At 68.2% G+C, this 20650-nt stretch carries 20 protein-coding genes; 14 read left to right on the top strand and 6 right to left on the bottom strand.

Going from position 1 to position 20650, the window contains the following annotated elements:
* The first annotated feature begins 86 nt into the window (after positions 1 to 86).
* The 11 genes from ACIQC9_RS02625 (at position 87) to ACIQC9_RS02575 (ending at position 12386) form a co-directional block, all read left to right on the top strand.
* A complete protein-coding gene (locus ACIQC9_RS02625; protein ID WP_400612109.1) occupies positions 87 to 239 on the top strand; it encodes a hypothetical protein in 153 nt (50 codons plus the stop codon).
* A 99-nt stretch (positions 240 to 338) separates the two neighbouring features.
* On the top strand, positions 339 to 2084 hold the full coding sequence (locus tag ACIQC9_RS02620; RefSeq protein WP_400612107.1) for a dihydroxy-acid dehydratase: 1746 nt from the start codon (positions 339 to 341) through the stop codon (positions 2082 to 2084).
* Positions 2084 to 3097, top strand: a complete 1014-nt coding sequence (ilvC, locus tag ACIQC9_RS02615) for a ketol-acid reductoisomerase (RefSeq protein WP_400612105.1) — start codon at positions 2084 to 2086, stop codon at positions 3095 to 3097. The genes ACIQC9_RS02620 and ilvC overlap by 1 nt, the downstream gene beginning before the upstream one ends.
* Positions 3098 to 3115: 18 nt before the next feature.
* On the top strand, positions 3116 to 4819 hold the full coding sequence (gene ilvG, locus ACIQC9_RS02610) for an acetolactate synthase 2 catalytic subunit (RefSeq protein WP_400612103.1): 1704 nt from the start codon (positions 3116 to 3118) through the stop codon (positions 4817 to 4819).
* Between the two features lie 3 nt (positions 4820 to 4822).
* Entirely contained in the window at positions 4823 to 5086 is a 264-nt protein-coding gene (locus tag ACIQC9_RS02605) for an ACT domain-containing protein (protein WP_400612101.1), read from the top strand.
* Positions 5083 to 6303, top strand: a complete 1221-nt coding sequence (locus ACIQC9_RS02600) for a 2-isopropylmalate synthase (RefSeq protein WP_400612099.1) — start codon at positions 5083 to 5085, stop codon at positions 6301 to 6303. Before ACIQC9_RS02605 ends, ACIQC9_RS02600 begins: the two co-directional genes overlap by 4 nt.
* Positions 6290 to 7708 (top strand): 3-isopropylmalate dehydratase large subunit, encoded by a 1419-nt coding sequence (leuC, locus tag ACIQC9_RS02595; RefSeq protein ID WP_400612097.1) that lies wholly within the window; start codon positions 6290 to 6292, stop codon positions 7706 to 7708. The genes ACIQC9_RS02600 and leuC overlap by 14 nt, the downstream gene beginning before the upstream one ends.
* Complete coding sequence (gene leuD / locus ACIQC9_RS02590) at positions 7701 to 8285, top strand: 3-isopropylmalate dehydratase small subunit (RefSeq protein WP_400612095.1); 585 nt, start codon at positions 7701 to 7703, stop codon at positions 8283 to 8285. The genes leuC and leuD overlap by 8 nt, the downstream gene beginning before the upstream one ends.
* Entirely contained in the window at positions 8282 to 9385 is a 1104-nt protein-coding gene (gene leuB / locus ACIQC9_RS02585) for a 3-isopropylmalate dehydrogenase (RefSeq protein ID WP_400612093.1), read from the top strand. The genes leuD and leuB overlap by 4 nt, the downstream gene beginning before the upstream one ends.
* 353 nt (positions 9386 to 9738) lie before the next feature.
* Positions 9739 to 11439, top strand: coding sequence for a homoserine dehydrogenase (locus ACIQC9_RS02580; protein WP_400612091.1), 1701 nt, complete (start codon positions 9739 to 9741; stop codon positions 11437 to 11439).
* Positions 11440 to 11441: 2 nt separating this feature from the next.
* Positions 11442 to 12386, top strand: a complete 945-nt coding sequence (locus ACIQC9_RS02575) for a homoserine kinase (protein WP_400612089.1) — start codon at positions 11442 to 11444, stop codon at positions 12384 to 12386.
* A gap of 137 nt (positions 12387 to 12523) precedes the next feature.
* On the opposite strand, the gene thrC is transcribed toward ACIQC9_RS02575, so the two are convergent.
* The 3 genes from thrC to ACIQC9_RS02560 form a co-directional block, all read right to left on the bottom strand.
* On the bottom strand, positions 12524 to 13900 hold the full coding sequence (gene thrC, locus ACIQC9_RS02570; protein WP_400612087.1) for a threonine synthase: 1377 nt from the start codon (positions 13898 to 13900) through the stop codon (positions 12524 to 12526).
* A gap of 56 nt (positions 13901 to 13956) precedes the next feature.
* Positions 13957 to 15228 (bottom strand): NupC/NupG family nucleoside CNT transporter, encoded by a 1272-nt coding sequence (locus ACIQC9_RS02565; RefSeq protein WP_400612085.1) that lies wholly within the window; start codon positions 15226 to 15228, stop codon positions 13957 to 13959.
* 85 nt (positions 15229 to 15313) lie between these two features.
* Entirely contained in the window at positions 15314 to 16192 is an 879-nt protein-coding gene (locus ACIQC9_RS02560) for a branched-chain amino acid aminotransferase (RefSeq protein ID WP_400612083.1), read from the bottom strand.
* A gap of 88 nt (positions 16193 to 16280) precedes the next feature.
* Here ACIQC9_RS02560 and ACIQC9_RS02555 point away from each other — a divergent pair, with 88 nt between their 5' ends.
* Genes ACIQC9_RS02555 through ACIQC9_RS02545 form a run of 3 tightly spaced genes read left to right on the top strand, consistent with a single transcriptional unit; the run spans position 16281 to position 18934 of the window.
* On the top strand, positions 16281 to 17012 hold the full coding sequence (locus ACIQC9_RS02555; RefSeq protein WP_400612081.1) for a response regulator: 732 nt from the start codon (positions 16281 to 16283) through the stop codon (positions 17010 to 17012).
* Positions 17013 to 17019: 7 nt separating this feature from the next.
* Positions 17020 to 18420, top strand: a complete 1401-nt coding sequence (locus ACIQC9_RS02550; protein WP_400612079.1) for an ATP-binding protein — start codon at positions 17020 to 17022, stop codon at positions 18418 to 18420.
* Between the two features lie 22 nt (positions 18421 to 18442).
* Positions 18443 to 18934: a hypothetical protein gene (locus tag ACIQC9_RS02545; protein WP_400612077.1), complete on the top strand. Its 492-nt coding sequence runs from the start codon at positions 18443 to 18445 to the stop codon at positions 18932 to 18934.
* Here ACIQC9_RS02545 and ACIQC9_RS02540 read toward each other — a convergent pair.
* The 3 genes from ACIQC9_RS02540 to ACIQC9_RS02530 form a co-directional block, all read right to left on the bottom strand.
* The gene (locus ACIQC9_RS02540) at positions 18924 to 19727 is read right to left on the bottom strand and encodes a pyrroline-5-carboxylate reductase family protein (RefSeq protein WP_400612075.1); all 804 of its coding nucleotides are present in this window, start codon (positions 19725 to 19727) and stop codon (positions 18924 to 18926) included. The genes ACIQC9_RS02545 and ACIQC9_RS02540 overlap by 11 nt on opposite strands.
* A 4-nt stretch (positions 19728 to 19731) precedes the next feature.
* Complete coding sequence (locus ACIQC9_RS02535; RefSeq protein WP_400612074.1) at positions 19732 to 20235, bottom strand: YbjN domain-containing protein; 504 nt, start codon at positions 20233 to 20235, stop codon at positions 19732 to 19734.
* A 64-nt stretch (positions 20236 to 20299) separates the two neighbouring features.
* Positions 20300 to 20587, bottom strand: a complete 288-nt coding sequence (locus ACIQC9_RS02530) for an accessory factor UbiK family protein (RefSeq protein ID WP_400612072.1) — start codon at positions 20585 to 20587, stop codon at positions 20300 to 20302.
* Between the last annotated feature and the right edge of the window lie 63 nt (positions 20588 to 20650).

Genomic DNA, 20650 nt, shown 5'->3' with positions numbered 1-20650 from the left:
TGGCGCTCCAGAGCAATATTTTTGCGAAAGCTCTTGTGCGGTGCGGTCGCCCGTGTTTTCCTGAGCGCTGAACCCAAGGAGCCGACGTGGCCCATCGCGCCCGCACTGCTGACCGTCGCATCGCCGCCAAGGCGAGCGCTGTCGCGCGTGCGTCCAGCGCTGAACTGGCCCTGAACACCCTTATTCTCGGCGTATCGCTTGTGCTGCTCTTCGGAGCGGTGTGGACGCACGCAACCTGACCTAAGCAAACTCAGGATCGCACGCAGCCACCCGCTCCCGAAAGGAAGCGGGTTTTTTGTTGCGCGCGGTCCGGACCCTCTCCGGAACGACCTCTCGCCATGACGCAATATTTCACCCCGAAGGACCGGCCAGCGCCCAACGCGCGGAGCCGCGCCGTCACGGCCGGTCCGAACCGCGCCGCGGCCCGCAGCTATCTGCGCGCGGCCGGGATGCAGGACGCCGATTTCGACAAGCCGATGATCGCGATCGTCAACACCTGGTCGTCGGTCACGCCCTGCAACATGCATCTGGACCGGCTGGCCGATGACGTCCGCGCCGGGATCATCGCGGCGGGTGGCTATCCGGTCGATTTCAACACCATCGTCGTCACCGACGGCATCTCGATGGGCACGCCCGGCATGAAGGCGTCGCTGATCAGCCGCGAGGTCGTCGCCGACTCCATCGAACTGGCCGTCGAGGGCCACCAGCTGGACGGCGTCATCTGCATCGTGGGCTGCGACAAGACTATTCCGGCGGCCGCCATGGTGCTGGCCCGAATGGATATCCCGGGTCTGGTCTACTACGGCGGCACCATCCTGCCCGGAACCATCGGCCAGAAGGAGATCTCGGTTCAGGAGATCTTCGAGGCGATCGGCGCCCACTCCGCCGGCGCGCTGGATGATGCGGGCCTGAAGGCGGTCGAGATGGCGGCCTGTCCCGGCGCCGGCGCCTGCGGCGGTCAGTTCACGGCCAACACCATGGCCATGGCCCTGTCGATCATGGGCCTGTCGCCGATGGGCGCCAACGACGTCCCCGCCGTCGATCCGGGCAAGGCGGCGGAGGGCGAGCGCTGCGGCCGCCTGATCGTCGAGCGCGTCTTCGCCGGCGACACGGCCCGCAAATACATCACCCGCGCCAGCCTGAAGAACGCCGCCGTCGCGGTCTCGGCCTCGGGCGGATCGACCAACGCCGTCATGCACCTGACCGCCATCGCGGCCGAGGCGGGCGTCCCGTTCGGCGTCGAGGACTGCCATCAGGCCTGCGTCGAGGCGCCGGTCATCTGCGACCTGAAGCCCGGCGGCCGTTTCCTGGCCTCGCACCTGTTTGCCGCCGGCGGCACCCGTCTGGTCGCCCAGCGGCTGGCCGAGGCCGGCAAGATCGTGAACGCGCCCACCGTCTCGGGCGAGACCCTGTTCGCCGAGGCGGGCAAGGCCGAGGAGACCCCGGGCCAGCAGGTCGTCACCGATTTCCGCAACCCGGTCATGGATCGCGGCAGCTACGCCGTCATCTACGGCGACGTCGCCCCGGACGGCGCGGTCATCAAGCTGACCGGCCACAAGGTCGATCGCTTCGAGGGGCCGGCCTGCGTCTTCGACAGCGAGGAAGACGCCTTCCACGCAGTGCAGGACGGCTCGGTAGGCGAAGGCGACGTCATCATCATCCGCTACGAGGGACCCAAAGGCGGCCCCGGCATGCGCGAAATGCTGCAGGTCACCGCCGCCCTGAAGGGCCGCGGCGTGCACAACGTCGCCCTCATCACCGACGGCCGCTTCTCGGGCGCCAGCTACGGCTTCGTCGCCGGCCATGTGTCGCCGGAAGCGGCGGTCGGCGGCCCAATCGCTCTCATTCGCGACGGCGACCGTGTCGCCATCGACGTCGCCAATCGCCGGATCGACGTGGACGCCGATCTCGCGAAGCGCCGGGCGGACTTCGTCCCCCGATCGATCCGCCCGGCGCACGGCGTCTTCGCCAAATACCGCGCCGCCGTCGCCTCTGCTGCTCAGGGCGCCGTGACCATCCCCGATCCGCCGCCGGTCCAGCGACCCGCTGACGCCGAAACCCGATCCGCCCGAGAGAACGCCTGATGCCCATCACCATCTACATTAACGACGACATCCGCCCCGGCGCCATCGCTGGCCAGCGCATCGCCATCATCGGCTACGGCTCGCAGGGCCGGGCCCACGCCCAGAACCTGAAGGATTCCGGCCACGACGTGATCGTCGGCGTCCGCCATGGCGGCAAGGGCTGGCGCAACGCCACCGCCGACGGCGTCCCGACGGCCGAGCCGGCGGATGCCGTGAAGGATGCGGACATCATCGCCATCCTGACCCCGGACATGATCCAGGCCGAGGTCTATCGCGACATCATCGAGCCCAACGCCAAACAGGGCGCGGCCATCCTGTTCGCCCACGGCTTCTCGATCATCTACGGCCGGATTACGCCGCGCGAGGACATGGACGTCATTCTGGTGGCGCCCAAGGGTCCGGGCGATCTGGTCCGTCGCGAATACCAGCGCGGACGCGGCGTCCCCTCCCTGTTCGCCATCGAAAAGGACGCGACCGGTAAGGCCCGCGACCGCGCCATGGGCTACGCCAAGGGCAACGGCGGCGCGACGGGAGGCCTGCTGGAGACCACGTTCCGGGAAGAGACCGAGACCGACCTGTTCGGCGAACAGGCCGTCCTGTGCGGCGGCGCCAAGGAGTTGGTCATGTCCGGGTTCAACACCCTGGTCGAGGCCGGCTACCAGCCCGAGATCGCCTACTTCGAGTGCATGCACGAGCTGAAGCTGATCGTGGACCTGTTCTACGAGGGCGGCATCACGAAGATGAACGAGTTCATCTCCGAGACAGCCAAGTGGGGCTCGGTCAAGTCCGGGCCGCGCGTCATCACCGACGAAACCCGCGCCCGCATGAAGACCATTCTGGACGAGATCCAGTCGGGTCAGTTCGCCAGCGAATGGATCGCGGAGAACGAGGCCGGCAAGCCCCGCTACGACGCATGGGTCAAGGCCGATGGCGAACAGCCGATCGAGAAGACCGGCGCGAAACTGCGCGAGCGGATGGCGTGGCTGCACGCGCCCAAGTCTGAAGCCGCCTGAAATCAAAGCCCAGTGATCATGACCTCCGCCGCCGCCTTCAAGTCAGCTCCCGACGCCGCTCCCAAAAGCGGCGCCCGCCTGCTGGTCTCCACCCTGGAGCGGCTGGGGGTAGAGGTCGTGTTCGGCTACCCCGGCGGCGCGATCATGCCGGTCTATGACGCCCTGACCGGCTCGTCCCTGCGCCACATTCTGGTTCGCCACGAACAGGCCGCCGCCTTCGCCGCCGATGCATACGCGCGCCGCAGCGGCAAGGTGGGGGTCTGTATGGCGACCTCCGGTCCGGGGGCCACCAACCTGATCACCGGCATCGCCAACGCGATGATGGATTCCATCCCGATGGTCTGCATCACCGGCAACGTCGCCCAAGGCGTCATGGGCACCGACGCCTTTCAGGAGATAGACATCCTGGGCGTCACCCTGCCGATCGTGAAGCACTCCATTCTGGTCCGCGATCCGGCCGATGTTCCGGCGGCGGTCGAGGAGGCCTTCCACATCGCCGCCTCGGGTCGCCCCGGTCCGGTCCTGATCGACCTGCCCAAGGACGTTCAGGTCGGTCAGACCACCGAGGACTTCGGCTTCCACTATTCCAACGCCGTCCAGTCGATCGACCACGAAGCCATCGCCCGCGCGGCCGACATGATCCGCAGCGCCAGGAAGCCGCTGATCTACATCGGCGGCGGGGTGAAGATCGGGCGCGCAACGAAGCAACTGCGCGCCTTCACCGAACAGACCGGCATCCCGTCCATCTCGACCCTGAACGCGCTGGGCACAGTTCCGACCGACGCGCCGGGCTTTCAGGGCATGCTGGGCATGCACGGTACGCGCGCGGCCAATGAGGCGGTTCAGGAAGCCGATCTGCTGATCGTCTTCGGCGCCCGCTTCGACGACCGCGCTACGGGCAAGCTGGCCGAGTTCGCGCCGCACGCCCGCGTTGTTCACTTTGACATCGACGCCTCGGAAATCGGCAAGCTGCGTGAGACCCACGTCGCCGTCGCGGGCGAGATCGCGCCCGGCATCGAAACACTGACCGCGCATCTGGCCGACACGCCCCTGTCCATCGATCCGTGGATGATCCGCTGCGCCAGCCGGGTCCAGCGCACCGCCTTCCGCTATGACGCGCCCGGCGAAGGCGTCTACGCCCCCGCCCTGCTGAAGGCCGTGTCGGAAGCCGCCGGTGACGACTTCGTCGCCGCCTGCGACGTCGGCCAGCACCAGATGTGGGCCGCCCAGCACTGTCGCTTCGCCAGACCCGAGGCGCATCTGACCTCGGGCGGTCTGGGCGCCATGGGCTTCGGCCTGCCCGCCGGCATCGGCGCCAAGCTGGCGGATCCAGAGGCGACGGTCGTGGTCATCGCCGGCGACGGCGGCTTCATGATGAACGTTCAGGAGCTGGCCACCGCCCGCCGCTACGGCGTCGCGGTCAAGATACTGCTGCTGGACAACAGCTCGCTGGGTCTGGTCCGCCAGTGGCAGGAGCTGTTCTTCGCGGAGAACTATTCCGAGATCGACCTGTCCGACAATCCTGACTTCGTGAAGGTCGCCGAGGCCTTCGGCGTCGAGGCTTTCCGAATTAGCCGGCGCGAGGAGGTCGAGGCCGGGATCGCCCGCCTGCTGGCCGCCGACGGCCCCTGCCTCGCGCACGTGATCATCGATCCCCGGGAAAACGTGTGGCCGCTGGTCCCGCCCGGAAAGAACAACGCCGAAATGATGGAAGGCGCCTGAGCCATGACCACCAACACCCTGCACCTGAACATTGACCGCGCCGACGGTTCGCTCCAGCGCCTGATCGGGCTTGTCGAGCGCCGCGGCTTTCACATCGACGGCCTGGCCCTGCGCGACGAGGGCCATGCCCGCCGCGTTGAGATGACCGTGCGCGGCCGCGACGCCAATCGCTGCTCCGAGACTCTGGGACGCCAGATCGACAAGCTGTTCGGCGTTACCCGCGTCGCCGTTCCGGCCGCCGTCTTCCATCCCGAGGTAGCGGCATGACGAAGGTACAGACAGCCGTCGCCGCCGACCCCGACAAGGTCGTCGTGTTCGACACCACCCTGCGTGACGGCGAACAGGCGCCGGGCTTCTCCATGTCGCCCGACGACAAGGTCCGCATGGCCCATGTGCTGGCCGCCATGAACGTGGACGTGGTCGAGGCCGGCTTCGCCGCTGCATCCCCCGGTGACGAGGAAGGCGTTCGTCGCGTGGTCGGCGAGGTGGAAGGCCCGGTCTTCTGCTCGCTGGCCCGTTCGACCGAGGCCGACATCGACGCAGCATGGCGCGGCCTGCGCGCCACGGAGGAGCGGCGTTGCCACATCTTCCTGGGCACCAGCCCGATCCACCGGTCGGCCAAGCTGAAGATGACGACGGACGAGGTCTTGGCGGCCACGGCCCGCTCCGTCGCTTATGCCCGCACCCGGTTCGAGGACGTCGAATTCAGCCCCGAAGACGCCATCCGAACCGAGCCGGCGTTTCTGGCAGAGGTCTGTGAAGCTGCCGCGGAAGCCGGCGCCACGACCCTGAACATCCCCGACACCGTGGGCTATTCTACGCCCGGCGAGATCGGCGACATCTTCGGCAACCTGATAGCATGGGTGCGGACACGCTTTCCGGACGTCGTCTTCTCGGCCCACTGCCACGACGATCTGGGCATGGCCGTCGCCAACTCGCTGGCCGCCGTCGAGGCCGGCGCGCGTCAGGTCGAGGGCGCCGTCAACGGCATCGGCGAGCGCGCGGGCAACGCCTCGATCGAGGAGATGATCATGGCGATCCGCACCCGGTCGGACCGCTACGGCCTGCACACCTCCGTCGACGCCACCCATCTGGTCCGCGCCAGCCGTCTGCTGAGCGAGATCACCCACACGCCGGTGGTCCGCAACAAGGCCATCGTCGGCCTGAACGCCTTCGCCCACGAGGCCGGCATCCACCAGCACGGCATGATGGCCGACCCTTCGACCTACGAGATCATGCGCCCTCAGGACGTCGGCTTCGAGGGCACATGGTTCGTGCTGGGCAAGCACTCCGGCCGCCACGCCGTCGCCAAGCGCGCCGCCGCTCTGGGCCAACCGGTCGGTGGCCAGCACCTGCAGGACGCATTCATCGGCTTCAAGCGCCGCGCCGACGAGATCGGCGAGATCAACGATCACGAACTGCTGGCCATCATCGAAGCCGCCCGCCCCTGCCCCGTCGAGGAACGCGCCCATGTCGCGGCCTGAAACCCTCTACGACAAGGTCTGGAGCCGCCACGTCGTTACCTCCGAGACGGAGGCGGCGCCGGCGGTCCTCTATGTCGACCTGCATCTGGTCCATGAGGTCACCAGCCCGCAGGCCTTCTCCGAGATCGAGAGTCGGGGCCTGAAGGTGCGCCGGCCCGACAGGACGTTCGCAACTCTCGACCACTCCACCCCGACCCTGCCGGCGGACGCCAGCGGCGAGCGGCCCTATTACACCACCGCCTCGCGGACGCAGGTCGAGACACTGGAGGCCAACTGCGCCCGGCATAATGTCTCACTGGCGGGCTGGGAGAGCGAGCACCGCGGCGTAGTGCACGTCATGGGCCCGGAGCTGGGCCTGACCCAACCGGGCATGACCGTGGTCTGCGGCGACAGTCACACCGCCACTCACGGCGCCTTTGGAGCCCTCGCCTTCGGCATCGGCACGTCGGAGGTCGGCCATGTGCTGGCGACCCAGTGCCTGCTGCAGCGCAAGGCGAAGGCCATGCGCGTGACGGTGTCGGGTCAGCTGCAGCCCGGCGTTTCCGGCAAGGACGTGGCTCTTGCCATCATCGCCCGCCTCGGCTTCGGCGGGGGCACCGGCTACGTCGTCGAATACGCCGGCGAGGCCATCCGTGCGCTGGACATCGAAGGGCGGATGACCGTCTGCAACATGTCTATCGAGGCGGGCGCCCGCGCCGGGATGATCGCCCCGGACGACAAGACTGTCGCATGGTTGCAGGGTCGCAGGCACGCACCGCAGGGCGCCGCCTTCGCGACGGCGGCCGCCGACTGGCTGACCCTGCGGTCGGACCCCGACGCTGTCTTCGATGCCGAGATCCACATCGACGGTTCATTCATCCGCCCCATGGCGACATGGGGAACGACGCCGGACGCCGGCTCCGCCATCGGCGAGGCCGTGCCTCAGCCGAAGGACGCCTCCGCCGAAAAGGCGCTGGCCTATATGGGCTTCGCGGCTGGAGAGGCCACGACCGCCCACGCCGTCGATGTCGTTTTTATTGGCAGTTGCACCAACGGCCGCCTGCCCGACCTGCGCGCCGCCGCCGAGGTGCTGCGCGGTCGCAAGGTGAAACCGGGCCTGCGCATGCTGGTGGTGCCGGGTTCGGAGGCCGTGCGTCGCGACGCGGAGGCCGAAGGGCTGGATCGTGTGTTTCTCGACGCAGGCGCGGAATGGCGCATTCCGGGCTGCTCCATGTGTCTGGCCATGAACGGCGACATGGTCGCGCCCGGACAGCTGGCGGTCTCGACCTCCAACCGCAACTTCGAAGGCCGTCAGGGCCCGGGCTCGCGCACCATCCTCGCCAGCCCCGCCACCGCCGCGGCGACAGCGGTCACGGGCGTGCTGACGGACCCGCGCGCCTTCCTGATGGAGGCGATCGATGCCTGAACCCTTCAAGACACTCACCTCAAAGGCCGTGGTCCTGTCGCAGTCGAACATCGACACCGACCAGATCATTCCCGGCCGCTTCCTGTCGACCACGACCCGCGAGGGTCTGGGCGCCTGGGCCTTCCATGACTGGCGCTACGAGGCCGACGGTTCGCCGAAGCCCGAGGCGATCCTGAACCGGATCGATCCCACGGAGCACCGCATCCTGCTGGCCGGACGCAACTTCGCCTGCGGGTCGTCGCGCGAGCATGCCCCTTGGGCCCTGCTGGACTACGGCTTCCGGGCCGTGGTCTCGACGGAGATCGCGGACATCTTCACCTCCAACGCCCTGAAGAACGGCCTCCTGCCCGTCGTTGTCGATCAGACGACGTGGGACGACCTCGCCGCCCATGCCGACCAGCCGGTCACCATCGACCTTGAAGCCTCCACCATCCAGCGCGGCAACGCTGAGCCCGTTGCCTTCACGGTCGAGTCCTTCGCCCGCCAGTGTCTGCTCGATGGAGTCGACACCCTGGGCTGGCTTCAAGCCCGTCTCCCCGCCATCGAAGCCTTCGAACGCCAGAAAGAGTCCGCATGACGCCCTCTCCCAAAACCTATGACATCGTCGTCCTGCCCGGCGACGGCGTCGGCCCCGAAGTCACCCATGCGGCCCGGAGCGTGCTGGCGGTGATCGGCGACTTCTTCGGCCACAAGTTCCGCTTTCATGAGCATCTGATCGGCGGCGCCGCTATCGATGCCACCGGCGATCCCCTGCCGAAGGCGACAATCGACGCCTGTCTGGCTTCGGACGCTGTGCTGCTGGGCGCGGTCGGCGGACCGCAGTGGGACGGCGGCAAGCGGCGGCCCGAAGAAGGCCTGCTGGGTCTGCGCAAGGCAATGGGTCTGTTCGCCAACCTGCGGCCCTTGCAGGTCTCGCCGGTGCTGGCTCATCGTTCTCCCCTGAAGCGCGAGATCGTCGAAGGCGTCGACCTGATCGTCTTCCGCGAGCTGACCGGCGGCGTCTATTTCGGCGAGAAGACCCGCACCGACACCATGGCCTCGGACCTGTGCATCTACACTGTGCCGGAGATCGAGCGCGTCGCCCGCGCCGCCTTCCAGACCGCCCAGCAACGGCGCGGCAAGGTCACCTCGGTCGACAAGGCCAACGTCATGGAGACCAGCCGCCTGTGGCGTGAGGTGGTGACACGCATCCACGCCGACGAATTCCCGCGCATCGAGCTGGAGCACGCGCTCGTAGACTCCATGGCCATGCACCTGATCCGCAAGCCGCGCGAGTACGACGTCATCCTGACCGAGAACATGTTCGGCGACATCCTGTCGGACGAGATCTCCGTGCTGGGGGGCTCCATCGGTCTGCTGCCCTCGGCCTCGCTGGGGTCGGGAGGTCCGGGCCTGTTCGAGCCGATCCATGGCTCGGCGCCCGACATCGCCGATCAGGACAAGGCCAATCCGGTCGGGACCATCCTGTCCGCCGCCCTGCTGCTGCGTCACAGCCTCGGACTGGAGGATGAGGCCGGCTCTATCGAGGCCGCCTGCGCCGCCGTGCTGTCGGCAGGTGCGGTGACCGAGGATCTGGGTGGGAACCTCGGCACGCGCGCAGCTGCAAACGCCGTGATCGACGGCATTCGCGCCATCCACTGGGCCGCCGCCCACCGCGTCCAGATGCACTGGGCGTGATCCGAACACGCGGTGCGGGGTTGACGGACCCTCGGTTTGTCCGTCAGCCTGCATCCGAACCTGAACTGGATTTGGTCCCTTGGTCCGCTCTGACACCCGCATCGCCATCGCTTCGACCGCCTCGCGCGGCGCGATGGCGCGCGTCATTGGCATGACCGGTATGACCACCACCACGCCCATGGCGGGGACAGGTTAGCGCGCACCACTCTCAGGAACGCAAGCAACCCACCCCCGCCGGATCACCCGGCGGGGTTTTTCGTATTTCACCCCCCTCGCGATTGACCCCTTTCAAGGCCCCCGTCATGTCAGACCTCGACCTCCTCCCCCGTCCCCGCCTCAAACAGAGTCAGCCCATGCCCGCCAAACCCGCTCCCGTGGTCGTGATGAAGTTCGGCAGTTCGGTGCTGGTCTCGCCCGCCGACGCACCGAAGGTGGCGTCCGACATCTACGCCGAGGTCCGGCGCGGGCGTCGTGTCGTCGCCGTCGTCTCGGCCTTCGCCGGCGAGACGGATCGCCTGCTGTCCGAAGCCCGCGCCTTGGGCCTGTTGCACGACAACTCCATCCTGCCGTCCTACGTCGTGCAGGGCGAGGAGCGGTCGGCCGCCATGGTCGCCCTCGCCTGCGATCGGGTCGGTCTCGGCGCCTGCACCCTGACGGTCCGCGAACTGGGCCTGATCGCCGAGGGCGACAGCGAGCACGCCAAGCCCATCGGCTTCGATCCCGCCGCCCTCGAGCGCGCGCTGGATCAGCATGAAGTCGTGGTGGTGCCGGGCTACGGCGCCCTGTCGCCGGAGGGGAAGGTCGTGCTTCTGGGCCGGGGCGGCTCCGATCTGACCGCCCTTTTCCTCGCCGCCGAACTGGGCCTGCCCAGCGTCCAGCTGGTGAAGGATGTCGACGGCCTCTACGACCGCGACCCCAACACCGACATCGACGCCCGCCGCTACGATCAGGCCAGCTGGTCCGAGGCCAAGGCGCTGGGCGGCGGGCTGGTTCAGCCCGATGCGCTCGATCTCGCCGAAACCCGCAAGCTGAACGTCGAGGTGCGCAACTATCTCGACGGTCACCGCACCGTCGTCGGCGCGGTCACCACCCCGCCTCGCCTCGCCGAGCCGCACCGTCCGCTGCGGGTCGCGGTCGCCGGTTGTGGCGTGGTGGGCGGCGGCGCTCTGGCCCGACTGCTGGAAGACCCGCGTATCGATGTCGTTGGCGTGCTGGTGCGCAACCCGGCCAAGCCCCGCGACGTTCCCGGCGCCTCGCCCCGTCAGATCCGCCCGCTGCTGGTGTCGGAGCCCGAGGCCCTGATGGCGCGTGACCCGGACATCGTCCTCGAAGCCCTCTCCGAAGCCGACGCCGGCCACGCCGTGATCCGCGCCGCTCTGGAGCGCGGTATCGATGTCGCCAGCGCCAACAAGCAGGCCGTCAGCCGTGACCCGGCCGGCCTTCTCGCGCTGGCCGAGACCAGCGGCGCGAAACTGCTCTGGTCCGCCTCGGTCGGAGGCGGCGTCCCCATGGTCGAGACGCTGCGGGCGGCCCGCACCGAGGGCCCCGTCGCCGCGTTCGAGGCGGTGCTGAACGGCACCGTCAACTTCATGCTGGCCCGTCTTGGCTCTGGCGCATCTTTCGATCAGGCTCTGGCCGAGGCCCGCACCGCCGGCTTCGCCGAGGAAGATCCTTCCGCCGATCTTGAGGGCCTCGACGCCCTCGCCAAGGTTCGTTTGCTGGCCTTCGAGGCGTTTGGCGTCATGCCTGAGGACGCGGAAATCCCCCGCGACGTCCTGCGCGCCGACGCCCTGCCGCCGGCCGGAACGCGCCAGATCTGTCGCTGTGAGCTGAAGGACGGCAAGCTTGTCGCCAGCGTCCGGCTCGTCTCGAACGATCTGGACCCGTTGTTCGCCGGTCTGAAGGGCGAGGAAAACGCCTTGAAAGTCATTGCCGAGGACGGATCAGTCTACCGCTGCCGCGGTCGCGGCGCCGGCCGCTGGGCCACGGCGGAAAGCCTGCTGGCCGACCTGTCCGATCTCGCCGCCCGCCGCCTCGCGCTTCAGGCCGCCTGACGATGGCCGTCTTCACCCCTGTCGAGGAGGCCGAGGCCGAGCCTTTCATTAGACGCTATGGCCTCGGCGACCTGCACGCCCTGACGCCCATCGCCGAGGGGGTGGAGAACACCAACTACCGGATCGACACTGACAGGGGCCGGTTCGTCCTGACCCTGTTCGAGGGCCGGACGGACGCGGCCTCACTGCCCTTCTGCCTCGGCCTGACCGAGCAGGCTGCCGATCGCGGCCTGCCCTGCGCACGGCCGCTCAGGGACGAGACCGGACAGACCGTGGGCGTGCTCAACGCCCGCCCCGCGGCGATCCTCGAATGGCTGCCCGGTGCCTGGAAGCGCGCGCCGTCTCTGGAGAACCAGCACGCCGCCGGCGCCCTGCTGGGACGCCTGCATCTCGCGGGTCGCGACTTCGCGCTCGAGCGCCCGAACCCGGTGGGGCCCGAGGCGCGCCGGGCCCTCTTCGCCCGTTGCGAAACCCGGGCCGAGGGCGCCGATCTTGCCCTGTTGCGTCGAATGGCGCCGTGGGTCGACGGGGCCCCGGGCGTCGATCCGGACCTGCCGCGCGGCGCCATCCATGCCGACTACTTCCCGGACAATCTGCTGTTCGACACGGACGCGCCCAGCGGCCTGATCGATTTCTATTTCGCCTGCACCGACGTGTGGGCCTACGACCTGGCCATCGCCCTCTCCGCCTGGGGCTTCGACGATGAGGGCGCGCCGTCGCCGGACGCTCTTGAGGCCTTTCAGTACGGCTACGAATCCACCCGCCCGCTCGACCCCGCCGAGCGCGCCGCCCTGCCCCAACTCGGCGCCGTCGCCGCCGTCCGCTTTTCCCTGACGCGCCTGCACGACCGGCTGTTCCACGACCCCAGGAATCTGGTGACGCCCAAGGACCCGACGCCTTTCCTGCGCCGCCTCGACTACTGGACCGCGGACGCACTGGCGGCCTGAGAAGGGAATTTATTCCTTCTTCTCTCTTGCCGTCGCGCGAAGGCGTCCTACCTCCCTTCAGTCAAGTGCGGGCGGGACGACAGCGCAATGTGCACAATGTGCACTCCGTTTTTTTTGAGTGCACCTTTGCGGCCGGGTCAGCCGATCGCGGCCTTCACCGCATCCAGCTTCGGATCCACGGTCTCGAAGCGCTCCACCCGTCCTTCGAGACCTGCGAGCTGGTGCGGCTGTTCCGGCTCGAACCCCAGCGCGGCCTCTACGCTCTCCGGAAACTTCGCGGCATGGGCGGTCGACAACGCCACCACCGGACCCGACGACCGATCCAGCCGCCGCGCCGCGTGCAGCGCCACCGCCGTATGCGGGCAGATCACACGCCCGCTCCCCGCATGGGTCCGCCGGATCTCCTCAACCGTCTCCGCCTCGCTGACGGCGACAGCCGACACCTCGCGGCGAAGCGCCGCCAGCAGGTCGCCCGGCAACGCCATACGCCCGGTGCGCGCGAAGTCCTCGAACAGTCCCCGCGTCAGGTCCGCATCCCGGCCAGACGCCTCGAACACCAGTCGTTCGAAGTTCGACGGCGCCTGCACATCCATGCTGACGCTCGCCGTCGGCTCCGCCTGCGTCCGCTCATAGACGCCGGTGTCGAGACCCCGCACCAGCGCGTCGTTGCGATTGGTCGCCGCGACCAGCCCGCCCATCGGCAGCCCCATCCGCCGCGCCGCCCAGCCCGCGAAGGCGTCGCCGAAATTGCCGGTCGGAACCACGTAGGTCGCCCGCCCCGCCGCCTCGCCCAGCGCCTTCGCCGCCCCGACATAGTAGGGGATCTGCCCCGCCAGCCGCGCCCAGTTGATCGAGTTGACCGAGCTCAGCCGCCGGCCTGCCCGCAGCCCGTCGTCGGTCAGCAGGGCCTTCACCAGCCGCTGGCAATCGTCAAAGTCGCCCCGCACTGCGAGGTTCAGCACGTTCGACGCGCCCGTCGTGGTCATCTGCAGCCGCTGCACCGGCGACACCCGCCCGAGGGGATGCAGCACGACCAGATCGACCCCCTCAATGCCGCCGAACGCCCGCACCGCCGCCGCGCCCGTGTCCCCGCTGGTGGCCGTGATCAGCAGCAACCGTTCCCCGCTGGCCGCCAGCGCCGCCTCGGCCAGCACCGCCGCCATCTGCATGGCGTAGTCCTTGAACGCCGCCGTCGGCCCGTGGAACAGCTCCAGCACGAACAGACCCGGCGCAACCTCGACCAGCGGCGTCAGCTCCTCCGTATCGAAGGTCTCGACCAGCCGCCGCGCCGCCCGGTCCAGCGCACCCTCCGGCAGCGACGCCCCCACGAACGGCTCCAGCACCGCCCGGGCGCGCTCGGCAGGATCATCTGCCATGGCCCCGGCGCCCAGCTGCGGCCAGCGGCTCGGCGCATACAAGCCGCCATCAGGGGCCACGCCTGTCAGCAGGGCCTCGGCGAAGTCCGCGGCGGGCGCACGGCCGCGCGTGCTAACGTATGAGATCGGGGAGGACATCAAATCTATCTGACCGCTCTCGCTGGACAGACGCAACCTCAACCTTGGCCTTTGAGCTATCCAAAGATCGCCATAGGCATCGCCCCGACGACACAGGCGGTCATCAGGGTCGCAAGGAAGCCGGCGAACAGACCCTTCCAGACGAGTCCAAGCACCTCTTCGCGACGCTCGGGCATCAAGACGCTGAGGCCCGTCACCGTGATCCCGACCGAGCCGATGTTGGCGAAGCCGCACAGCGCATAGGTCATCAGCATCCGCGTCCGCTCGCTCATCTCGGCGACGGGCACCTTGCCCAGTTCGATGAAGGCGACGAACTCCGTCAGGGTCAGCTTGACCCCCAGCAGCCAGCCCGCCTTGCCCGCTTCGGCCCCGTCGACGCCCGTCAGCCAGGCCACCGGCGTGAAAACCCAGCCCAGCATCCGCTCCAGAGTCAGCACGTCGCCGCCGACCCAGGTCCAGCCCAGCATCACATTGACCAGCGCCACCAGCGCCACGAACACGATCAGCACCGCCGAGATGTTCAGCACAACCATCAGGCCGTCGGAGGTTCCCTTCACGATGGCGTCGATGGCGCTGTCGTACTTCAGCGCGGAGTCATAGTCCGCGACCGCCCCGCCCTCGCCCGGCTTCTCCGGGATCATGATCCGGGCCAGCAGCACGCCCGCCGGCGCCGAGACGATCGAGGCGACCAGCACATGCCCCGCCGCGTTCGGCAGCACCGGCGCCAGAATGGCGGCGTAGGCGACCATGGTCGATCCGGCCACCGTCGCCAGACCCACGACCATCATCAGGAACAGCTCGGACCGGGTCAGCTTGTCCAGATAGGCGCGGATCACGATCGGGCTCTCGATCATGCCGAGGAAGATATTGGCCGCCACCGCCAGCGCCGACGCGCCGCCCAGCCCCATGGTCCGCTGGAACAGGAAGCCGAAGCCGTGGGTGATCCACTTCAGAATCTTCCAGTGCCACAGCAGCGCCGACAAGGCGGAGATCACGAGGATCAGCGGCAGCACCTGAAACGCGAAGGTGAACAACGCCGGCTGGCTGGTCACGGGATAGGGCTGATCACCGCCAGCCAGATAGCCGAACACGAACCGGGTGCCCCGGTTGGTGGCCAGCGCCAGACCATCGACCGCGCCGGTGATGGCATGCAGCACGACCTGCGACCCCGGGATGGCGAACAGCGCGAGGACCAGCCCCGCCTGCACCGCCACCGCCCCCAGCGTCAGCCGCCACGGGAAGGCCTTGCGGTTCTCCGACATCGCCCAGCAGGCCGCGACGATCACGACCAGACCCAGCAGGCTCTGGAGATTCAATACGCTGAACATCTACGCGTCCCCCGTCGACGATCAGCCGACCCCTCGCGCCGTTGAACGCCGCCGCGGGCCATCTGGCAAGAGGCCAGCCTCGGGATCAGCCCTGTCGGCGCACCAGCCTGCCGTAGTCTTCCATCAGGCCGAGGCTCAGGTCGCCGGGGGTGAAGCGGTATTCGCCGATCTCGCTCACCGGCGTCACCTCGGCGGCCGTGCCCGTCAGGAAGCATTCGGTGAAAGTAGACAGCTCTTCCGGCCGGATGTGGCGCACAACCACCTCGATGCCCTTGGCCTTGGCCAATTCGATCACCGTCTGGCGGGTGATGCCGTCAAGGATGGCGTCGATGGGCGGGGTGTGCAGCGCGCCGTCCTGAACGAAGAAGACGTTGGCGCCGGTCGCCTCGGCGACGTATCCGCGCCAGTCCAGCATCATGGCGTCCGAGTATCCGCGCTGCTCGGCGGCGGTCTTGGACATGGTGCAGATCATGTAGAGACCGGCCGCCTTGGAGGCTGAAGGCGCGGTCGCCGGATCCGGGCGACGCCACTTGGCCCATTCCAGTCGGATGCCCTTCTTCTTGGTCTCGGGGTCGAAATAGCTGGGCCAGTCCCAGACGGCGATGGCGACGCGGGTCTTGTTATGGATGGCCGAAACGCTGACGGCTTCGGGCCCGCGGAAGGCCACTGGCCGCACATAACAGTCGTCCAGACCCATGCGCGCGCAGGTTTCCTTGCAGGCGGCGTCGATCTCGGCCACGCTGTAGGGAATCTCGAAGTCCAGCAGTGCGGCGGAGCGATGAAGACGTTCCGAATGCGGCGTGAGCTTGAAGATTTCGCCGCTGTACATACGCTCACCCTCGAATACCGACGAGCCGTAGTGAAGGGCATGGGTCAAAACGTGCGTTTTCGCTTCCCGCCAGGGCACGAAATCACCGTCCATCCAGATCCAGCCGTCACGATCGTCGAAAGGAACGAAGGCCATTGAAGAACGTCTCCCGCAAAGCTGACCGGGTTAGACCTCCCGCAATCGCTCAGGTCAACGCCTGTGGCCCCTGTCGGGTCGCATTCGCATGAGCGACGTGCGTTCCCATGGGCGCTCAGGCCCCATCGCAGGCCCGGGGTCCGGCCGCCATCTGCTGGTCGTCGACGACGACGACCGCATCCGCGAGCTGCTGAAGGAGTTCCTGACCCGCGAGGGCTACCGCGTCACCGGCGCCGCCCACGCCGCCGCCGCCAAGCGCCTGGTCGAGATCATCGAGTTCGACCTTATTGTGCTCGACGTCATGATGCCGGGCGAGAGCGGCTTCGACCTGACGACGTGGGTGCGTGAAAAGGCGCTGGCGTCCAAGACCCCGATCCTGTTGCTGACGGCGCGGGGCGACGCCGAGGACCGGATCGAGGGTCTGTCGCGCGGCGCCGACGACTATATGGGCAAGCCGTTCGAGCCGAGGGAGCTGGCTCTTCGCATCGACGCCATCCTGCGTCGCACGGGCGGCAAGCCCCTCACCCCGCGCGAGATCAAACTCGGACCGGCGATCTTCGATATGGAGCGGCTGGAGCTGTCGCGAGACGGCAAGCCCCAACGCCTCACCGAGGCCGAGGCCCAGTTGCTGAAGACGCTGGCGATCCACGCCCACGCTCCGGTCGAGCGCATGAGCCTGTCGCCGGACACCGCCGACATCACCGGCCGCGCCGTCGACGTGCAGGTCACCCGTCTGCGCCGCAAGCTGGAAGCCGATCCGAAGAACCCGCGCTATCTCCAGACCGTGCGCGGCATCGGCTACATGCTGGCTCCGGACTGACGACGCCATGAGGCTGTTGCCGCCCAGCCTCTGGCCGCGCTTTCTGAAGCGGCGTCTGCCCACCAGCCTGTGGGGGCGGTCGCTCCTGATCATCGTCCTGCCTGTGCTGGTCATGCAGGTGGCGGTCACCTGGGCCTTCTTCGACATGCACTGGCAGACGGTGACGGCCCGCCTTTCGGATGGCCTCGCCGGCGACGTCTCGTGGGTCGCCACCGCCTATGCGGACGAGCCGACGCCTGAGAACCTCGCCGTCATCTCCGACCGCGCCCAGCGCGCCATGTCGCTGTCTGTCGCCCTGCAGGACGGAGCAACCCTGCCCCAAGAAACCCGACGGGGGACGATCGGGGTCGTCGACCGGGCGCTGGGTGACGCCTTGGCCGCCCGGATCGACCAGCCCTTCTGGTACGACACCACCCGCTATCCGGCCTATGTCGATATCCGCGTGCAACAGCCCCAAGGCGTGTTGCGCATCATCGCGCCGCGCGAACGGGCGGTGGCGACACAGGCCCATATCTTCGTCCTGTGGCTGCTGATTGCGACCGTGCTGCTGATGGGCGTGGCCATCCTGTTCATCCGCAATCAGGTCCGCGCCATCGAGCGGCTAGCCGAGGCGGCCGAGGCGTTTGGCCGGGGCGAAACGCAGGAGCGGTTCAAGCCCTCCGGCGCCAAGGAGGTCCGGGCCGCCGCCAACGCCTTCATGGACATGCGCGCCCGCATCCAGCGCCATATCGAGCAGCGCACAGCGCTGCTGGCCTCCGTCAGCCATGATCTTCGCACCCCGCTGACGCGCCTCCGACTCGAACTCGCCCTCGCTCCGGCGTTCAAGCGTCAGGCCGCCATGCGCGGCGATCTGGACGAGATGGAGCACATGATCGACGAGTATCTGGCCTTCGCCCGTGGTGAAGCCGGAGAGGCCGCGCAGGAGGTGGCGATCGGACAACTGCTGGCCGATGTGGCGGCCGACGCGCGACGGGCGGGGGCCGAGGTCCAGATCGTGTCGCCCGAAGGTCTCATCGCCGCGGTTCGTCCGATGGGTTTCAAGAGGGCGCTGGTGAACTTGGCCGGCAACGCTGCTGCCCACGGCGACCATGTGCGTCTGTCCGCCCGGCCCCTGCCCTCGGGCGGACTTGAGGTCGCCATCGACGACGACGGTCCAGGCATTCCGGAGGACATGCGGGAGGAAGCCTTCCGGCCCTTCTCGCGCCTCGACGCCTCGCGCAATCAGAACCGCAAGGGCGTGGGTTTGGGCCTCGCCATCGCCCGGGACGTGGCGCGCGGACACGGCGGCGACATCACGCTGGATCGAAGCGATCTCGGCGGGCTGCGCGCGATCATCCGCATCCCCGGTCGATCACAAATGGCCGCACCCACTGGCGAAGCGGAGCCGCAGGGCGCATCTTCCTCCTGACAGGGCTTGTTTGGAGAGCATCATGCGTAAGTTCGCCTTCGTCGCCCCTCTCGGCGCCGTCCTAGCCATCGCCGCAACGCCGGCTCTGGCCCAACCCGTCGTCAACGTCACTCTTGGTCCCGACGTGCAGGAAAAGGTCGATGAACTCGGCGCGCGCGACGTCGCTCAGCAGACCGATCGTCTCGCCACTGTCGTCCAGCGCGCACTGGAGCGCGAAGGCGCACTCGACGGCGCAACGATCAATCTGGTTCTGACGGATCTGAAGCCCAACAAGCCGACGTTCCAGCAGATGGCCGATCGTCCCGGCCTCGACTATTTCCGCAGCCTGTCGATCGGGGGCGCGACGATCGAGGGTCAGGTCACGCTCGCTGACGGCACGACCCATCCGGTCAAGTACGACTGGTACACCAGCAACATCGCCGATGTGCGCGGCTATAGCACCTGGCAAGACGCGGACCGGGCCTACAGCCGTCTGGCCGAGAACCTGATCCGCGGCCGTTACGTCACGCGCTGAGTTCCTTCGCCCGCCTGATGGCGGCGGACACGGCGGCCCCGGCCAGACGGTCAGGGCCGCCGTCTTGCGTCATGGCCTCCAGTCCGGCGCGGGTGGTGCCGCCCGGCGAGGCGATCCGGCCGATGAGCTCGGTCAGCCCGGCGTCGGTATCCACGCCCGCGCCCGCCGACCGCAGCGCCCCGCGCGCCAGTCGGGCGGCGGCCTCGCCGGACAGCCCCGCCTCCTCGCCAGCCCGGGCCAGGGCTTCGACGAAGGCGTAGATGAAGGCCGGCGCCGATCCGGCCACCGCGGTCGCCGCGTCGATCAGCGCCTCGTCCTCGAGATCGACCACATCCGCAACGGCCGAAAACAGGGTCCGCGCCATCTCGCGCGCTAACGCATCATCGGACCACAAAGCCGCGACGCCACGCGCCTGCGCCACCGCCGTCGTTGGCATCGCCCGTGCGACTGGCACTTGAAGAACGGCCTCAATGTCTCCCGCCCGAATCCCGGCCATCACCGACACTACAACGGCGCCGTTCAGGACAGCTGTCAGGGACGCGGTCGCTTCTCTCCACACGGCAGGCTTCACCGCCAGCAAGACCGCATCAACAGGGCCGATGGCGTTCAGATCGGGATTGATGCGCGCGCCTCTGCCCTGAGCAACGTCGGCAGCAGGCTTCGAGGACGGCGTCAGGACGACCAGCCGCTCGGGCGCAATGGCGCCCGTCGCCAGCCAGCCTTCCAGAATGGCGGAGCCCAGCCGCCCGCAGCCCACAAGGACCACGGCGCCGGGGGTGGTGTCCGGGCTCATGGCCTCAGGCGGTGCCGACGGTCTCGAACAGGCAGGCGTCGATCGCCTCCTGCGGCTTCTTGGCGCCCCGGATCATGAAGTCGAAGGCGGGGTAGTAGCGGTCGGCCGCCTCGATCGCCGCGTCGATCATCGACGCCGCCTGACCCAGGGTCGGGCGCTCGCCCATCGGCAGGGCCAGCGAGTGACGGAAGACGATCTCGCCGTCTTCGGCCCAGACCTCGAAGTGACCCATCCATGTCCGCTGGTTGATCAGGCCGGCCAGCTCATACGCGGCCGCGCGACGCGACTTCGACGCCTGCAGATCCAGCGCGCAGCACAGCTGAAGGCAGTCGCCCTCCGGCCGCCAGGCGAACCACAGCTCATAGTCCTTCCAGTCGCCGGCGAGGGCGAAGGCCAGATCGCCGTCGTCAGTGCGGTCGAACGGAAGGTTTTCCGCCACCAGGACATGCTCGACCACGTCCAGCGGATCGTGGGGCACGTCAATCTCTTCGGGGCGAACTGCGTCCATCAAACACTCTCCGGGCGCGACTCACACCCTGCTTCACGACGGTATGCGGGTTCGCAGATTCGGCTCAACCGGCTGCGTCCTTGGGGGGAACCGACGCTGTGGACGTTCCCTTGCGAGGCGTCTTTGAAGCGGTTTCCGCCGTCTTCAGCGTCGCCAGCTCGGCCCGCAACGCGGCGATCTCGGCTTTCAACGCGTCGAACTCGTCGCGGCGAACCAGGTCCATATCGGCGACGAAACGATCGGCCTGTGCGCGGAAGGCGGTCTTCGCCTCTTCGCCCGCCGCCTGCGCCAGACCCATGGCGCCGGTCGTCAGCTTGGCGAACTCGTCCATGATGGGATTGCGCGTCTGCATTCTGAAACTCCGACTCGACGAACCGAACTCGTTAACGAGGGTTGACCGATATGGTGAACGAAA

Origin of the sequence: Brevundimonas sp. NPDC092305 (assembly GCF_044755415.1) — a bacterium.
Taxonomy (GTDB): Bacteria; Pseudomonadota; Alphaproteobacteria; order Caulobacterales; family Caulobacteraceae; genus Brevundimonas.
This window is presented reverse-complemented; position numbering and strand designations above follow the sequence as displayed.

Bases quoted from the DNA above. Each gene is read 5' to 3' on its own strand.
- ACIQC9_RS02580 (WP_400612091.1), top strand. From the start codon at position 9,739: ATGCCCGCCAAACCCGCTCCCGTGGTCGTGATGAAGTTCGGCAGTTCG.
- ACIQC9_RS02575 (WP_400612089.1), top strand. From the start codon at position 11,442: ATGGCCGTCTTCACCCCTGTCGAGGAGGCCGAGGCCGAGCCTTTCATT.
- leuD (WP_400612095.1), top strand. From the start codon at position 7,701: ATGCCTGAACCCTTCAAGACACTCACCTCAAAGGCCGTGGTCCTGTCG.
- ACIQC9_RS02620 (WP_400612107.1), top strand. From the start codon at position 339: ATGACGCAATATTTCACCCCGAAGGACCGGCCAGCGCCCAACGCGCGG.
- ACIQC9_RS02530 (WP_400612072.1), bottom strand. From the start codon at position 20,587: ATGCAGACGCGCAATCCCATCATGGACGAGTTCGCCAAGCTGACGACC.
- leuC (WP_400612097.1), top strand. From the start codon at position 6,290: ATGTCGCGGCCTGAAACCCTCTACGACAAGGTCTGGAGCCGCCACGTC.
- ACIQC9_RS02565 (WP_400612085.1), bottom strand. From the start codon at position 15,228: ATGTTCAGCGTATTGAATCTCCAGAGCCTGCTGGGTCTGGTCGTGATC.
- ACIQC9_RS02535 (WP_400612074.1), bottom strand. From the start codon at position 20,235: ATGGACGCAGTTCGCCCCGAAGAGATTGACGTGCCCCACGATCCGCTG.
- ACIQC9_RS02540 (WP_400612075.1), bottom strand. From the start codon at position 19,727: ATGAGCCCGGACACCACCCCCGGCGCCGTGGTCCTTGTGGGCTGCGGG.
- ACIQC9_RS02560 (WP_400612083.1), bottom strand. From the start codon at position 16,192: ATGGCCTTCGTTCCTTTCGACGATCGTGACGGCTGGATCTGGATGGAC.
- leuB (WP_400612093.1), top strand. From the start codon at position 8,282: ATGACGCCCTCTCCCAAAACCTATGACATCGTCGTCCTGCCCGGCGAC.
- ilvC (WP_400612105.1), top strand. From the start codon at position 2,084: ATGCCCATCACCATCTACATTAACGACGACATCCGCCCCGGCGCCATC.
- ACIQC9_RS02605 (WP_400612101.1), top strand. From the start codon at position 4,823: ATGACCACCAACACCCTGCACCTGAACATTGACCGCGCCGACGGTTCG.
- ACIQC9_RS02550 (WP_400612079.1), top strand. From the start codon at position 17,020: ATGAGGCTGTTGCCGCCCAGCCTCTGGCCGCGCTTTCTGAAGCGGCGT.
- ACIQC9_RS02600 (WP_400612099.1), top strand. From the start codon at position 5,083: ATGACGAAGGTACAGACAGCCGTCGCCGCCGACCCCGACAAGGTCGTC.
- ACIQC9_RS02555 (WP_400612081.1), top strand. From the start codon at position 16,281: ATGAGCGACGTGCGTTCCCATGGGCGCTCAGGCCCCATCGCAGGCCCG.
- ACIQC9_RS02545 (WP_400612077.1), top strand. From the start codon at position 18,443: ATGCGTAAGTTCGCCTTCGTCGCCCCTCTCGGCGCCGTCCTAGCCATC.
- thrC (WP_400612087.1), bottom strand. From the start codon at position 13,900: ATGTCCTCCCCGATCTCATACGTTAGCACGCGCGGCCGTGCGCCCGCC.
- ilvG (WP_400612103.1), top strand. From the start codon at position 3,116: ATGACCTCCGCCGCCGCCTTCAAGTCAGCTCCCGACGCCGCTCCCAAA.